This window comes from Capnocytophaga catalasegens (assembly GCF_026005215.1).
Taxonomy (GTDB): Bacteria; Bacteroidota; Bacteroidia; order Flavobacteriales; family Flavobacteriaceae; genus Capnocytophaga; species Capnocytophaga catalasegens.
Genome location: NZ_BPMA01000027.1, coordinates 1 through 16,500, shown reverse-complemented (window position 1 = coordinate 16,500; position 16,500 = coordinate 1). Strand labels below are relative to the sequence as shown.

16 protein-coding genes are annotated in these 16,500 nt (G+C 34.5%); 8 read left to right on the top strand and 8 right to left on the bottom strand.

Translation table 11 applies throughout. The features are described from left to right. Positions 1-51: 51 nt before the first annotated feature. The 8 genes from OO775_RS08455 to OO775_RS08420 all read right to left on the bottom strand — a co-directional run bounded on the left by OO775_RS08455 (position 52) and on the right by OO775_RS08420 (position 7,730). Positions 52-351, bottom strand: coding sequence for a hypothetical protein (locus tag OO775_RS08455; protein ID WP_264846648.1), 300 nt, complete (start codon positions 349-351; stop codon positions 52-54). Between the two features lie 248 nt (positions 352-599). Next, positions 600-1,361 (bottom strand): hypothetical protein, encoded by a 762-nt coding sequence (locus OO775_RS08450; RefSeq protein ID WP_264846647.1) that lies wholly within the window; start codon positions 1,359-1,361, stop codon positions 600-602. Positions 1,362-1,829: 468 nt separating this feature from the next. Continuing rightward, positions 1,830-3,965, bottom strand: a complete 2,136-nt coding sequence (locus tag OO775_RS08445) for a suppressor of fused domain protein (protein ID WP_264846646.1) — start codon at positions 3,963-3,965, stop codon at positions 1,830-1,832. A 235-nt stretch (positions 3,966-4,200) separates the two neighbouring features. Continuing rightward, positions 4,201-5,010 carry an enoyl-ACP reductase FabI gene (locus OO775_RS08440; protein ID WP_264846645.1) on the bottom strand — a complete coding sequence of 270 codons (810 nt, stop codon included), beginning with the start codon at positions 5,008-5,010 and terminating at the stop codon, positions 4,201-4,203. 113 nt (positions 5,011-5,123) lie between these two features. Next, positions 5,124-5,474, bottom strand: coding sequence for an arsenate reductase family protein (locus OO775_RS08435; protein WP_264846644.1), 351 nt, complete (start codon positions 5,472-5,474; stop codon positions 5,124-5,126). 90 nt (positions 5,475-5,564) lie between these two features. Next, positions 5,565-6,326, bottom strand: coding sequence for a DUF3298 and DUF4163 domain-containing protein (locus OO775_RS08430; protein WP_264846643.1), 762 nt, complete (start codon positions 6,324-6,326; stop codon positions 5,565-5,567). 78 nt (positions 6,327-6,404) lie between these two features. After that, a complete protein-coding gene (locus tag OO775_RS08425; protein WP_264846642.1) occupies positions 6,405-7,061 on the bottom strand; it encodes a metal-dependent transcriptional regulator in 657 nt (218 codons plus the stop codon). Between the two features lie 159 nt (positions 7,062-7,220). Further along, positions 7,221-7,730 carry a hypothetical protein gene (locus OO775_RS08420; RefSeq protein ID WP_264846641.1) on the bottom strand — a complete coding sequence of 170 codons (510 nt, stop codon included), beginning with the start codon at positions 7,728-7,730 and terminating at the stop codon, positions 7,221-7,223. Between the two features lie 165 nt (positions 7,731-7,895). Here OO775_RS08420 and OO775_RS08415 point away from each other — a divergent pair, with 165 nt between their 5' ends. From OO775_RS08415 to OO775_RS08380, 8 genes are all read left to right on the top strand, one after another. Continuing rightward, positions 7,896-9,065 carry a 5-(carboxyamino)imidazole ribonucleotide synthase gene (locus OO775_RS08415; protein WP_264846640.1) on the top strand — a complete coding sequence of 390 codons (1,170 nt, stop codon included), beginning with the start codon at positions 7,896-7,898 and terminating at the stop codon, positions 9,063-9,065. A gap of 16 nt (positions 9,066-9,081) precedes the next feature. Continuing rightward, positions 9,082-9,630, top strand: a complete 549-nt coding sequence (locus OO775_RS08410; RefSeq protein ID WP_264846639.1) for a mechanosensitive ion channel domain-containing protein — start codon at positions 9,082-9,084, stop codon at positions 9,628-9,630. 7 nt (positions 9,631-9,637) lie between these two features. Continuing rightward, positions 9,638-9,862, top strand: a complete 225-nt coding sequence (gene yidD / locus OO775_RS08405; protein WP_264846638.1) for a membrane protein insertion efficiency factor YidD — start codon at positions 9,638-9,640, stop codon at positions 9,860-9,862. 24 nt (positions 9,863-9,886) lie between these two features. Further along, a complete protein-coding gene (locus OO775_RS08400; RefSeq protein WP_264846637.1) occupies positions 9,887-10,273 on the top strand; it encodes a DUF423 domain-containing protein in 387 nt (128 codons plus the stop codon). Between the two features lie 131 nt (positions 10,274-10,404). Next, complete coding sequence (pckA, locus tag OO775_RS08395; RefSeq protein WP_264846636.1) at positions 10,405-11,982, top strand: phosphoenolpyruvate carboxykinase (ATP); 1,578 nt, start codon at positions 10,405-10,407, stop codon at positions 11,980-11,982. A 119-nt stretch (positions 11,983-12,101) separates the two neighbouring features. Beyond that, entirely contained in the window at positions 12,102-13,418 is a 1,317-nt protein-coding gene (locus OO775_RS08390; protein WP_264846635.1) for a DUF5723 family protein, read from the top strand. A 162-nt stretch (positions 13,419-13,580) separates the two neighbouring features. Beyond that, on the top strand, positions 13,581-14,924 hold the full coding sequence (locus OO775_RS08385; RefSeq protein ID WP_264846634.1) for a PKD domain-containing protein: 1,344 nt from the start codon (positions 13,581-13,583) through the stop codon (positions 14,922-14,924). Positions 14,925-14,957: 33 nt separating this feature from the next. Beyond that, positions 14,958-16,500, top strand: a 1,543-nt coding sequence (locus tag OO775_RS08380; RefSeq protein ID WP_264846633.1) for a fibronectin type III domain-containing protein, incomplete at its 3' end; no start/stop codon positions are given.

The following is a 16,500-nucleotide window of genomic DNA, read 5'->3' as shown; positions in this document are numbered from 1 at the left end:
ATAAAAATCAGGCTGTCTGAAAAAATCAGACAGTCTTTATTCTTACTATATTTAACCTTCATTTTCTGTAATATTCTCAATTTTTTGATAATCTTCTTCATCGAAATATTCGTCGCAAACGGTTTGATATTTTCTAATAAGCGATTGCAAGGCGTTTTTATAACCTAAATCCCACAAAAGCAAAACCGCATTACAAACGATAATTTCATCAGCATAACTTTCATTGTCAGAATATTGCACAACTAAATATTGCTCAATAAAATCAAAAATTTCTGAAATCATCACTGACTTCAATTCAGGATTTGAACCAAAAAAGGAGATTATTCCCTCTCGCTTGTTAAATTCGTGCATCAGAGTTGTTCCCAGCCAGTTTTTCCAAATCTGTATTAATACTTGATTGTCAATCTAGTATCTGTTTAAAATATCTAACAAAAAGTCTGTTTTGCATTTGTTGTAATTTTTTAAATCCAGCTTTTCATTAAGAACGCTAACTTGCTCATTAAGGGGCAATTTCTGAAATTCAAAAATCAAATCATTCTTCTGAATTTCCAATTGATACATTTTTTCTATATGATTTTTTGTTTCTTTATTTTTTATTGTTACTTAAAATTTAAAAGCATTTCTGCCAGTTCCATTGCTGAATTATTAAGGTTTTTAAAGTTAAAATTCCGCAATGGATTTTTGTATTTTTCCTTACCTTTTTTCTTCTCAATATCTTTCCAAGCGTAGCTATGCCCAACGTTTTTTTTCTGTATAATTCCACGAACTTTGTAATTGTCCAAAAACTTATTCAACTGAGCAAGTTCTCGTTCCAAATCAATATCCAAAGGTTTGTAATGCGTTATCATATAAGGCTTTACACGCAAAACGAATCGCCACGGCTCTCGAAATTCGTAAAAAGTCTCAAAAGATTTCCGCTGCGGATTGTATTCTTCGGTTTTTATGAAATAGGCTTGTTCCTTCTCGTCAAATTCCAATTTTTTATATTTTGGAAACTGCCATTCGATGATTTTGTGTAACTTTTGTTCGCGTGGAACTTGTATTTTTTTGCCTCGTTTTCGTTTCTTTTTCAGAAATTTACGATTGTCGGAATATTGGTAAGTATTGATTTTTTCTAAAATTTGATTGAAAAAATCGGCACTTTTACTCCGAGCTATATCGTCCCGAAGTACAAAAAAACGCACAAATCCCTTTTGATAAGGCTCAGGAAGTGGCACCAACGGAATCTCCTGACGCATTTTCCAAAGTTTTCGCCATAGTTTATTTTGCTGACGAATATATTTCTCGAAATCTTCCTTTTTTAATCGTATTTTGGTTCGTTTGGAACGAATTCGAGAAGTTTCTATGTATGAATTTCCCATTATTCTTTTCTAAAAATATGCTGTAACATTCAGATATAGATGTATTTATAAAAAATACAACCTTATTAGCTCAACAGCTTTTATATTTTATTTTTTTCTAAGTTTTTCAGGGATTTCCGTGCAGATAAGACACAAAAAAGCCCAAAAATTTTGGAATCTTCGGGCTTGAATATATTGTTTTGTAATGTTCTGTTAATATTGAGAAGCACGAAGAAACGACTCACGATTTCGTGAGAAAGTAATTGTAGATGTAAAATTTAGTACACGCATTTTCTTCGTTGTTTATTATATTAGACAATAATTTTCGGGTGCAAATGTAAGAAGATTTTTTTAAATGCAAATTAAAAATATAAAAACTACTTAAAAAAATATTTTTAAAATTATAAACTACTACAAATGAGTGTATTTACGAATTTTCAAAAAAGAGCGAAAAAAACTTTTCGCCCTTTTTTGTTATTTACAACTTCATCACGAGCCTAAATACAAGTACAAAACAGGAGTTCCGTCTTCTTCGTAACCTTCTATTTGGAAGCCTTCAAAGAAAATATGGTCACCGAGTTCTTTGTTTTGCAAGCAGTTATGAATGTTCCAAAGCAATTCCAACGCTCCAAAGCTATTGTTGTCACCAGCAGTAAATTCGGCTATGATTTCTGCCTGATAAAGTCCGTCTTCTTCATTATCTTCATCAAAAATATCTTCGGGGCTTTCTACAAATTGTTCCATTGCGAACAAGGCTTTTTCATTTTTTACCCAAGCTTCGTAAATCACTTTTACTTTCGGAGTATTGAAAATGGTTGCAAACGGATTGAAATCTTCCAAATCTTGCTCAATTTCATCATTATACGCTCGTACATCTTCCCAGAAAGCCATAAGCCCAAGATAATTGGTATGATTAAATGCCCAAGCGATATCGTTCAAAGCACTATTGTTTTCCAATGCTTGGTAGTCAGGACATATATTGGGTCTATTTACATCAACTATTGGCGGATAAGGAATATTTTTTTCTTCAAACAACTCGGTAAGAGCCTCTGCTCCATTTTCCAATTTGAAGAGTGTTTCTTGTTCGTACAAAGGAACTAAGGTAAAGAATTGTACCTCGCGTCCGCTTGGGAGTGAAGCAAGTGCGTTTTCGTTGTTTTTATCTTCTGCCCCGATAAGCATAAAACAATCAAACTGCGTTCCTTCCAAAGGTTCGCCCGTCGGAATGGTGTGTCCCCAACCCAAATACGTTTGCTGTTCGATAGGCAATCTCGCTAAAATTTTCAGCCAGCGAATGGGCCAATAATCTTTTTCTTCCTCGCTTTTCACATTCCAATAGGCAGGGAGGTGAATCATCAGTTCGGTATTGATAGCTCCTTGATATCCTTCTGGGACAAACATGTCAAAAGCTCCCATACCGCCCGTTACCAAAGTGTAATAATTTCGTTCTGGCATAGGTTTTATAACGTATATATCACAATGAATATCAGGCGAAACCAATTCGTGAAGCACATCGTCAAACTTGCCCAAATGCTCCGAAATGTAATCCTCCAAAGCCAATCGGTCATCTTCTTCGTAATAGGCTGGTGCAAACGAACCTTCGTTATCATTGCTGAACATCAATGAGTTAATCTCCTCATCGTAAGCGATTTCTCCACTGGAAATGCTATTGGTAGTGTTGTAAAACCACATCCAAACGCTTTGTTCCACATAGTCAATAAAATAACTCTCAAGCTCCTGATTAGGCAATATGCCGATAAGTTGCCCGAAATCTTCTTTTTCGATAGCATCAAAATCAAAGCAAAGAAATTCCTCAATACCTTGGTCGTTGGTGCGAACCAAAAGGGGAATCCATTTTTTGCTAAATAATTGATTTTTAATAATATCATCATCTAAAAAATCGTCTGCGGATAGTTGTTTCTTTTGCCAATTGTTGCCGTAATTTTTCACCACGAAATCCAACCATCGTTGTTGCATCGCTTCAATTTCCGAAAGAGCCACAAAACGCTGTTGATTATTGAAAAAATGTACATTATTATCGGTTTGTCCGCTGAAAGTTTTGTGAAGTGTACGGAAATACTCAGGCAGTTTTATTCCGATTTTTTGCTCAAAATTGTCTAATTCGGCATCAGAAACGCCGGGAGCCAACACACCCGCCAAAGGAGCGGCTTTTGTTTGGGTTTCTTTTATAAAATGCTCCAACAAAAACTCGAATTTAAGTTCGCCTCTCGGAGCTACTTCCGTAGGTTTAAGCCCTTTTTCCACGGCAATCGAAAGATAAGAAAGCAATTCTTTGGCGTTGCACTCTTCGGTTTGCGAAAGATGTTCTGTTGCCTTTTCGATGTTGTCCAAAAAATAATATGCATACCCAATGCGATAATGCCAACTTTTCGGATTAATATCGTCTTTGATATAATTGAAAACGCTTACGGCTTTTTGCAGATATTCTCGATTTTTTTCTGAAGGGTCAAGCCAATAGAAATTGTTGTACGCACGTCCGAGTTCGCTCAGTACGGCAGGTGTTTTTTCTTCTACGGGCAACGCCTCCACAAACTCGATGATGGCTGAAATTCTGTCATCGTTGTCCCATTTGTCGATTTTTGCTAAAATTTGTTTTTCTGTCATTTTTAAAAAATTTAAAATGTTAATTCGGGGCAAATTTACATCTACATATCTGAAAAACCTAAAAAAAAGCATCTACAAAGCGTCTACAAGTGTCGAAAAAAATATCTTTCAATTGAAAAATAATAAATAGTTTGTATTGGGAGATAGAATTCTATATTCAAAAAGAAGGAATTATTAAAAATAAAAAAAGTCGTTAATTACTAACGACTTATGTATAAATAAATATAATTTTCTTTTATTTTGAAAATTGTTCTATAACTTCTTGACTAACGCCTACATTTGAAAATCCTCCATCGTGGAAGAGGTTTTGCATTGTAACCTTTCGAGTAAGATCTGAGAAAAGGCTCACAGTATAATCTGCACACTCCTGAGCTGTTGCATTACCCAACGGAGACATTTTTTCTGCGTAAGAAATAAAGCCATCAAATCCTTTTACACCTTGACCTGCGGTAGTTGGTGTTGGCGATTGAGAAATAGTATTGACACGTACTTTTTTGTCTTTTCCAAAGAAATAACCAAAGCTACGAGCAATAGACTCCAAGTAGGCTTTGTTATCAGCCATATCGTTATAATCGGGGAAAGTACGTTGAGCGGCCATATAAGTAAGAGCAACAATGCTTCCCCAAGGGTTCATCGCATCGTTTTTGTAAAGAACTTGACATACTTTATGGAAAGAAAGCGCCGAAACGTCCCAACCTTTTAGTGTAAAATCATAATTAGATTCTGTATAAGGAATATTTTTGCGAACATTGACTGACATTCCGATAGAGTGAAGCACAAAATCTAATTTTCCTCCCAAAATTTCCATTGCTTTGGTTACTAAGTTTTGCAAATCATCTATATTGGTTGCATCGGCGGGGATAATTTCAGCTCCTGTTTTTTGAGCAAGTTCGTTAATTTTCCCCATGCGCATAGCAATTGGAGCATTCGTCAAGACAAATTTTCCTCCTTCTTCAAATACACGTTCTGCTGTTTTCCAGGCAATCGAATTTTCATCTAAAGCACCGAATATAATTCCTTTTTTTCCTTTCAATAAATTGTACATATGCTTCTATTTATGGTTTCTTGTTGCAAAGATACATATAAAATTGAAAAAAGGAGTTTCGAAACAAATATTTTTATTCGAAACTCCCATTATTAAATAATTAAGTAACTTGATTATCCGAGATATTTTCGGATTTCTTTGATAATTTTGGTTGCATTTCCTATAATTATTCGATTGTTAATAATAATTATAGGACGTTTCAAGAATGAATAATGCTCCAAAATAAGTTTTTTGTAATCATCATCTGAAAAATTTTCGGCTTTCATGTCCTTCTCTCTGTATAGTTTCGCTCTTTTGTTGAATAAAAGCTCGTATCTACCCACCTCGCCCTTCAAAAAGTCGAGTTCTGCTTCTGTAATTGGTTGGTGTTTAACGTCTTGAAAAACGAAATCATCAGATAGATGAATTTCGTTCAAAATACGCTGACACGTATCACAATTACTTAAATAATACACTTTCTTCATTTTCTGAATATATAATTGGGGTTTATTTTTTAATAATATTGTTTTTGGCACAAACATTTTTCAAAACAAAAACTGAAACTGAAAAATTTGTCAATCTTTTAAGTTTTTGATAAAAATCCATTTTTGTATTCGGTCAAGAGGTATTTTTATTATTTTTGCTCCTTCACTATACGAGGTTATTTCATATGGATTGTAATATAATATTAGCGAATCTTTCTCAAAACCAATATTTTTGGAAAGAGCAAACTGGTCTTGTTCAAACCAATATCCGTTTTCACTTAGTAATCCTTCTATGTGTTCTTTCTTACGAAAATATTGTTCAGCAATATGTGTAATACTATCCTTATTAGAAAAAAGTTCATCATTCCTATAACAAACTCCAGAAGGTTTGAAGTTTAGAAATGTAACCGACTGATACCCGTGTGCGCCTCCTGAATATGTATATACATTGGACATCAGCGATACCAATGTATCATTCTGAAACGAAATGCTATCAACTACATTTATTTCGTATGCAGGCATTTCTGGGAAAATTTTTTTTAATTGTTGATATTCATAGAAATACGTTTGAATGGCTTTTTCTATATTACTATGTTCTACAAACGAATTATCTCCTCCTATTTCTAATAAAGTCAGTAACCGCTTGCGTATTGTTTCGTTGAACTTTGTAGCAAATGGTTCAGGAGCTTTGCTTATCAAATAATTGAGTGAAACTACAGGACAATCATCGGTTGTATCACACTGCTCTGAAGTTTGTTCAAGGGCTATATTCTCAAACTCAAACGTATCTTTTTTGAACCATTCACAAGATGTAAAAAGAAAAAATAAACTTATAAATAATGAACTTCTCATCAATTAAATTTAATTTGCGATGGCAAAATTATAGCATTTTTTTAAAGGAAAAAAATATTTGTTGAAAATTTCTATATCTTAGACGTCTTTTTTAACAAAAATATTCTTTGCAATAAGCGCTGATATATTTTTTTCTTTATTTTCTGTTATTATATGTATTGAATTGTCAAATGTTTCATAATGTACAACTTTGATAAGTTTTCCAATAGAAATATCTATTCTGTCCAAATATTGTAGAAACTCACTAGATGTATTTTTTACTCCAATACAATACCCTTGTTCTCCTACACGAAGGTCGTTTAGTAATAATTTTTTTCGTATGGGCATATTTCCATTTTTGTCTGGAATAGGGTCTCCGTGAGGGTCTGTGTCTGGAAATTGTAAAAAAATATCTAATTGTTCTACCAATTTATCCGATTGTATATGTTCTAATTGTTCTGCTACTTCGTGTACTTCGTCCCACGAGAAATTAAGTTTTTCTACCAGAAAAACTTCCCATAACCGATGTTTACGGATAACTTTCAAAGCCGATTTCTGTCCTTGTTCTGAAAGCTCTACACCTTGATAGGGTTTATATACAACCCATTGTTTTTGAGCTAAGCGCTTAATCATATCTGTAACTGATGAGGCTTTTGTTTTTAAAACTCGCGCTAAAGCATTGGTTGTTACGCTTTTAGGTGTTTCTTTAGACAGATGATAGATAGCTTTTAAGTAATTTTCTTCTGAAAGTGTCATAAGAGATATTTTCTTCTTCGAGGAGCAGCAAAAAATATACCAAAAAAATTGTTTTATAGTTAAATATTTGTTATTTTTGATTGTTTGTGTAATTATTACATTTTGGTAATGACGATTCGTTTTGGAGTTGGTCAAAAGTATGTCGAATAAAATAATGGTTTATAGAAGTTTTTGCAATTCGACAGAAATTTTTCGTATTTCATCAACAAATCGTTGTTCTGCTTCTTGAAATGACTCGTTAATATATGTAAAATAGGCTAAATTTCTTAACCGATGTTTTGTACATTCTAATTCGAATTGTAATAATTCTTTGAAATCTTCTTTGGCAAAAGGTAAATAACTGCGTACATATCCTTTGGCTCTGAAAAAAGACTGAATTCGTTTCCATTTGACAAAGGCTCGTTTGGGAGGTATTTTATAATCAAGCGGAATTTGAACCATAGGTCGTTGACAACTAGGACAATAATGTACAACCTCAAAGTATGAGGTAGTAAGGTAATCTCTCTCAGAACTTGTGATGTATTTGCTGAATGCTTTTAACAACAAATCCCCATCTCCGTTTTGGTCAGCTATTTGCGAAACATTAGGTAATTCAATACTTTTTTTGCAATGCAAGCAGAGAAAACGGCGACGATAATCATAACGAATTAAGAAATAATCATCTGTCATTTTGGGATTTTTCGGCGTGCAAATTTACGTTATTTTTTATCAATTATACAACATTTTGTTAGAACCTTTTTCTATATTTTTGAAAATAAAGCAATTGATATAAAATTTTGAATATCAGAAAAAATTTGTATTTTTGCTCGGTCAGATTTCTAAGATATATTTCAAATGGAAAATTTTACAACCAATTATTTTTCGTCAGACTTTACTCTTGGGATACTCGGAGGCGGGCAATTGGGCAAGATGTTATTGTACGAAACGCGTAAGTACGATATTCGCACCAAGGTTTTAGACCCCAGCAGTGAAGCTCCCTCTCGTATAGCTTGTAATGAGTTTGTTCAAGGTAACTTGCTTGATTATCAGACGGTGTATCAATTTGGTAAAAATGTCAATACACTTACCATTGAAATAGAAAATGTAAATGTACAAGCTCTCGAACAATTAGAAAAAGAAGGGATTGTTGTATTTCCTTCAGCAAGAAATCTGAAAATTATTCAAAATAAAGGACGACAAAAGTTATTTTATCAAAATAATAATATTCCCACTGCAACATTTTCATTATTTTCTTCAAAAGAAGACTTCAAAAAAAGTTTAGAAAAAAAAGAAATTACTTTGCCTTTGGTTTGGAAAAGTGCACAATTTGGCTATGATGGTAATGGCGTAAAGATTGTGCGAAAATACGAAGATTTAGAGCAATTACCCGATGTAGAATGCATCGTAGAACAACTGGTTGATTTCAAAAATGAATTGGCAGTCATTGTTGCTCGCAATCCCAAAGGAGAAACGGTAACCTATCCTGTGGTTGAAATGGAGTTTCACCCCGAAGCCAATCAAGTTGAATATGTACTTTGTCCGGCTCGAATTGATAAAAAAATTGCCGAAAAAGCAGAAAAAATAGCATTGCAAGTAGCACAAGCACTTGAACATATTGGTCTTTTGGCCGTAGAAATGTTTCAAACTCAAACCGATGATATTTTGGTCAATGAAATAGCTCCTCGTCCGCATAACTCGGGACATTTTTCTATTGAAGGAAGTTATACAAACCAGTTTGAACAACATTTACGATCTATTCTAAATCTTCCTTTGGGAAGTACTCAAAACAAAGCAGCAGCTGTAATGGTTAATTTGGTTGGAGAAGAAGGTTACTTTGGAGATGTTGTTTACCAAAATATAGAAAAAATTATGGCTATCAAAGGTGTTACACCTCATATCTATGGCAAGCGAGAGACTCGTCCGTTTCGTAAAATGGGACACGTAACTATCATACATTCAGAACTTAAGGAAGCTCGACAAATAGCTCAGCAAGTAAAACAACTTATAAAAGTACGTAGTAAATAATATCAATAAAAAAATAATGAATTTTATAAACGAATATTTGAAAGAAATTATTGCAACACTTGTTGTGATACTGACTTTTATAGGAATTCGACTTACTATTAACGCCATTATTACTCGTTTTGGTAAGCAATCCAATTTTCCACACTCACGTACCAATCTGGTGATGAAGTATATAGATTATCTCATTACTTCTTTGGCTGTAATTGCTCTTATAGGAATATGGGGAGTGCAGCGTCAGCAAGCTTTTTTGGCAATATCATCTATTTTCACTGTAATTGGTGTAGCATTGTTTGCACAATGGTCTATTCTTAGCAACGTAACAGCGGGGATTCTTTTGTTTTTTTCATTTCCTTTTAAAATAGGAGATAGAATACGTATTTTAGATAAAGAATTTCCTATTGAAGCTGAAATAATTGATATTAAATCATTTTATACATTATTAAAATCTTCCGAAGGAGAAGAAATATCTTATCCCAATAATTTGCTCCTTCAAAAAGGAATTGTTATTATTCCTGAAAATTTGAAAAATAAACCAGAAGAAACTCAAAAAGATTATATAGATTAAAATTATTTTGATAAAAAAAATAGCCATAGCGCCCTTTGTGATTTTGGTTCGGTTTTATCAGCTGTTTATTTCGCCACTAAAACCACCAACGTGTCGCTATACTCCTACATGCTCACAATATACCCTTGAAGCACTCAAAAAATACGGACTTTTCAAAGGAGGAAGGTTAGCTATCAAGCGAATACTTAGTTGTCATCCATATGGGGGAAGTGGTTATGATCCTGTTCCTTAACGAAAAAAAACAATATATTATCATATGAATAGAAAAATACTTGTTGTTGCAGCTTTTTTGGGAGTCACTGCAATTATATTGGGAGCTTTTGGAGCTCATGGGTTAAGAAAAATAGTGGATTCGGAATCCGTAGCTTCGTTTGAAGTTGGAGTACGTTATCAGATGTATCATGCTTTGTTTTTACTTTTCATAGGGAATAGTTCATTGTCAGAAACACAAAAACAATATATCTTTGGAATTACTCTTATTGGAATTCTTTTATTTTCGGGATCTATCTACGGATTAGCAACCAATGAATGGTCGTATTTTTTCGATTTTAAAAAAATAGCATTGCTAACTCCTGTGGGCGGATTATTACTTATTATTGCTTGGACTTTAACGATAATCTTATTTTTTCGACAAAAAAAATGATTTATCCATTTTCGTTTGAAAAAAACGTCCTAATTTTATTCTCCGAAAAAGAATGCCTTTTGTTTTTGTTAAAATATTGAAAACCAGTAAGATAAAAAAATATAATAAAACAACAATTAATTTTTACATTTATGAGTACAAAAACAATTTCAGTTGAGAATTACGGAATTAAAAATGCAAAAGTAAATTATCAGCTTTCAGCCGATGAATTACACAAAGAATCAATCAGCAGAGGATTAGCAGAAGAAGCTAATTCTGGTGCTTTATCAATCAAAACAGGTAAATTTACAGGACGTTCTCCACAAGACCGATTCATCGTTGAAGACGATATCACCAGAGATCGCGTATGGTGGGGAAAAGTGAATATCAAGTTTGATTCTAAAAAATTTGATGCACTTTATGACAAAGTAATGGCATACCTTTCTGGAAAAGAAATCTTCGTACACGACGGATATGTATGTGCTGACCCTAATTACAGAACCAATGTGCGTACTATCGCAGAGCTTCCTTGGAGTGCTCAATTCGTTTACAATATGTTCTTGCGTTTGGAAGACAACGAAGTTGCAGGATTCAAAGAAGATTGGTTGGTGGTAAATGCACCAGGGTTCTTAGCTGATCCAGCTGTGGACGGAACACGTCAGTCTAACTTCGCAATTTTGAACTTTACCAGAAAAATCGCTCTTATCGGTGGAACTGGATACCCAGGGGAAATGAAAAAAGGTATTTTCTCTGCACTTAACTTCGTGCTTCCTGTGTTCAAAAATACAATGCCAATGCACTGTTCTGCTAACGTAGGAAAAGGTGGTGATACGGCTATTTTCTTTGGACTTTCAGGAACTGGTAAAACAACGCTTTCTGCTGACCCGAATCGTCACCTAATCGGAGATGATGAGCACGGTTGGACACCAGAGAACACCGTATTTAACTTCGAAGGTGGTTGCTACGCAAAAGTAGTAGATTTAACAGCTGAAAAAGAACCTGAAATCTTCCGTGCTATCAAAAAAGGTGCTATCCTTGAAAACGTAGTGATACACAATGGTGAAGTAGATTTTGCTGACACAACAATCACTGAAAATACACGTGTTTCTTATCCAATTCACCACATTGATAACATCCAACCAGGGTCAATCGGAAAAAATCCTAAAAACATTTTCTTCTTGACATTTGACGCTTACGGAGTATTGCCTCCAATCTCTAAATTGACACCAGAACAAGCTGCATATCAGTTCGTTTCAGGATATACTTCAAAAGTAGCTGGAACAGAGGTAGGAATTACAACACCTCAAAAAACGTTCTCTGCTTGTTTCGGAGCTGCGTTTATGCCTCTTCACCCAGCGGAATACGGAAAAATGCTGGCTGAGAAAATTCAGAAATCAGGCGTGAATGTATGGTTAGTAAATACAGGATACAACGGAAAAATGAAACGTTGCAGCTTGAAAGATACACGTGCTTTAATCACTGCTGCTTTGACAGGAGGATTGGACAAAGTTGAATACAAAGCGCTTCCTATCTTCGGATTCCAAGTACCACAATCTTGCGAAGGTGTTTCTGACCAAGCTATCTTGAACCCAGAAAACACTTGGGATGACAAAGCTCAATTCGCTGCAAAATCAAAAGAATTGGCAGAAGCATTCTTACAAAACTTCAAAGACAAAGGATTCGAAAATGGTGCTGATGCACAAGTACTTGCAGGAGCTCCTAAATTGTAATTTTTGAATTGATTTTTCATAAAATTTAAAAATAAAAAAGTTGCCTTACAAAAGGGCAACTTTTTGTTTTTATTTATAATTTTTTTATATCTTTGCGCGCAAATTAAAATCATTTTTCGATGAAAAAAATAATAATATCTTTTTTTGCCTTGATTTCTTTTTCGGCAATAGCTCAACAAACCTTTGCAGGATTTAGAAATGGTTATTATAGTGGCACACATAGCATCTTATCTAATCCAGCTAATATTGCAGGGAGTCCCCGAAAATGGGATGTTAATTTAGTTTCGTTAGATGCTAATATAGTAACTGATAGAATTCTTATAGACTTTAATCTTGAAGAAAGTATTCATAAGTTTTCAGATTTAGCAAATTTTAGAGATTTGGACTTTTCTGGAAATCTACACTTGGACGTTCTAGGTCCTTCGGCAATGGTACGCATCAATGAAAAACATTCGGTAGGATTGACAACTCGCGCACGATTGTTTGCCAATATAGATAATTTTAATGCAAAACTTATTGAAGCAATATTTTTTGATACAAACAATATAAAAAGTTTACCATATACTTTGAAAGTTGAAAATCAAGGGATTATGATAAATGCTTTTTCAGAAATAGGAGCTACATGGGCAGGAACAGTTTTTCAAAGTGATAAACATACTATTAAAGTTGGAGCTACGGCTAAATTTCTTCAAGGTATTGCAAATACACACTTCTATATAAATGATTTACAGGCAACTATTGATGCTGATGTAAATAAAAAAGAAGTGTATTTAGACAATGCTTCAGGGTCATTAAGTTTTGTAAATTCGGGAGTTGATATAATAGAGAGTTTTCAAGCAGATGATATTACAAAGTCACACGCTACTGGTTTGGGGCTTGACTTGGGAGTTGTTTATGAATATCGACTTGATCCAAGCGATGAAAAATATACACTTAAAGCTGCTTTGGCTGTTACTGATATAGGGACTCTCAAATACACTCCTTTACAAAATAGAGCTTATCATTATTCTATTGTTAATGCTTCACGAATTATCATTTCTGATGATATTCAAAAAAATCTGAATAATACAGCTAATGTAACAAGTACAGATGTAACAGGCAAATACAATTCATCATTGCCAACAGCTTTACAATCAAGTATTGACTATCATATTTGGAATAATTTTTATGCAGAAATATCGGGAATTGTAGGGCTTAGCAAGAATAAAAATAAACCCGAAAATTCGTATTATATAAACGAATTTGTAGTAACTCCTCGCTTTGAAAACAAGTATTTTGGAGGATATTTGCCTGTAAGCTATAATCAATTGAGTCAATTCAATGCAGGTGTTGCCGTTCGTTTAGGTCCATTGGTTGTTGGATCAAGTAGTTTGTTATCTCATTTAGGAAATTCTAAACAAATGGATTTCTTCTTCGGAATACGATTTGGGAACTAATCTTTATCGAAATACATAAAATTATCATTACAAAGTCGTTTAAATATTCTTTAAACGACTTTGTTTTATATGAATTTTTAATAATATGTCTTTTAACGTATAAAATTTTTAATTTCACATGAGTTTTACTACTTTTGTATGTTTTTTATAACATTTATCAAAATGTCATTACGGATTTTCTATATTACTTTTTTCTCATTTTTACTATTTTCTTCATGTGCCGTAGAGCAAAATATACCTATTGAAGGAGATTTTAAAATTTCAATGGTTGATGACCGTTATAATGTTCCTGTGCGAGTTCGGATACTTAATCAGATACAAGGTGCCGATACATTCAAGTGGGAATTTCCTAATGGGAACTACACTTCATCAGACTTGGTATATCCCGAAGAAATCGTATATAGTAAGGCGGGAGTTCATACGATAACTGTACAAGCTTCAAATGTTGACGGAGAACAAAAAACGTTTCAAAATCAATTTACAGCATTTGCAGAACTATCAGCTTCTTTTGATTGGATACAACAGGGAAGCCTTTACGCACCGCTTACTCTTATAATGCAAAATCACAGCCAAGGAGCACAAGCCTATCAGTGGCATTTTCAAGGGGGTACGCCCGAATATAGTGCTGAAGATAACCCTACAGTTGTATTTGCAGAAGGAGGAGACTTTAAAATTACTTTGGAGGCTATCAATCATTCTCAACGTGAAAAAATAGAAAAAACTATTCATGTAAATCCGCCTTTGGAAGTTGCTTTTGAATGGGAAAACGAATATTTTGAAAATTATCAAGCACCAGTACGTATTTTTTTAAAAAATCGTACTCGAAGTGCTACTTTGGGTTATCATTGGAAAGTAACCAATGGAGCTTCTACCCTTGAAAGTACCGAAGAAAATCCAAGTTTTCTACTTGTAAGCGCTGGGAAATATACAATAACTCTGACTGCCAAAAATGATAAACAAACCCTTTCTTTAAGTAAAGAAATTATTGTTGAGCAAGGGCAAAATTTGATAACGTTTGAAAATGTAAAAATGGGTATCAACACAGCTCAAAATACGATTGGTTGCTTTTTTTCTTCTTTTTTGGGCAGGACTTTAACTGTGCAAGAAACTACCTCTGAAACAGGTAAACTCATTGATTTTATTTATTTTGGACAAAACGCTTCTTTTTTACACAACGTATTTCTCTCTCCCGACGAGGCACAAAATACGGTTTTTGACCCTATTGCAGGAGCTACACAAAGTCATTTTGTCAATAAACAAGAAAACTTAACACAACCCTTATTAAGTGTCAATGAATTTGATAATCTGAAATCGGGAAGTGCTATTGCGACAATAAATCTGATGGCGAACCCGAATAAAGCTCCTTTTAACAAAAATCTGGTTCCCAGAATTGTACTTTTTCAAACTTCTAACGGTAGGAAAGGAGCTATCAAAGTAAAAAACTACGTGAATGATGGAATACAATCATACATATTGGTAGATATAAAAATACAAAAAATACCTTAGTTCTTTAATATCAATCTATATACAATAAAAGATATGCTTTTTTTAAAACGATTTTTGACCTACATCTTTTTATTCTTGAACATTTTAATCTTAAAAGCTCAACAATATCCTATTGATGTTCAGGTATTTGCTTCGCCGCCGTATTTGCAAAGTTTGAAAGAATATGCGGTTTCTTTTGAAACCAAATTGCACGTTTTTTTGCATTTGAGAGACTTAAGTAGCCCGGTGCGAAATGTAGCCTTGCGTTTTTCACTGGAAAATATGCAAGGACAACCACTGGCTCAAACAGCTTCTTACGCGCTACCTTTCCAAACACAACTAACGGCTGGTGTCCGTAAAAATCTATCCAATATTGATTTTAAATCGCTGTTTGAATTAGAAAATCTGCAAGGCGTTTCACCAAATTTTTATACGAATTTATTACCCGAAGGTGCTTATTTTCTGTGCTTTACCGCTTATGATGTCGCTTCACAAACTCCTCTTTCGGCAAAAGCTCGTACCTTGGTTCAAATTCGTCGTTACACCCCGCCAATACCCACTCTTCCTGCCAAAGGCGAGGTTATCGGCAAGCAAAATCAGTTCCAGCACCTTGTTTTCCAATGGATGTTGCGTGACCCTGCGCCTTTTGTTCAGTACGAATTTACTCTCAAAGAAGTCTGGGACACGAGTCTATCTGCTGATGAAGCCTTTATCTCGGGACGATTGGTCTATCAAGGAAAAGTGCCTTCCAATACGATTTTGTACGGACCTGACAAACCTTTTTTACTCGAAAACAAACGCTATGTGTGGCGCGTAAGAGCATTTACTCAAAACCCGAATAATCCGAATCAGGTGCAATCGTATTTTAAGAATAATGGTGAATCGGAAACGTTCTTTTTTGATTATGTAAGCCATTGTGATGCACCTAAGTTCTTGACAGCCAGCACACAAGGAACATCGGCTACAATACGTTGGAGCGGAGAGCCATCGCAGGCAATGCGTTCTAATTCCGACGGAAATAAAAGCCTTTATAAGATTTTGTACCGCGAAAAAGGCAAGGCGTGGAAGTCGCAGACCTCGCATCTTGCGCAAACAACACTTGTTGGGCTCAAACGCAATAAAAAATACATTTACAAAGTCGGTATTTCGTGCGGATTGGGACAGCAGAGCCAAAGTGTTTTCAGCGAACAGACGTATTTGTACAGCACCGAACAGGAATTTTTCACCGACCAACAAAGCGATTCGACCAGCGTGCAATGTGGGGTAAAACCGCAGATACGTATCAAAAACAGAGAACCTTTGCAGGAAGTTTTGGGTGTGAATGAGACTTTTACAGCGGGCGATTTCCCCGTAACGGTACTTCGTGCCACAGGTTCCAATGGTGTATTTTCAGGTGAAGGTTATATACAAATACCTTATTTGTTGGACACCAAAATCAAAGTAGTTTTCAGCGGAATAACCCTTAATACCGAGCGCCAACTCGTTGAAGGTAAGCTCGTTACAACTTATGATAGGACGGGAACGAATGTGGTGGAGGTTTCTATACAAATAAATAAAATTAAAGAAATACTTAAAAACTATAAAGGAACTAAAAAAC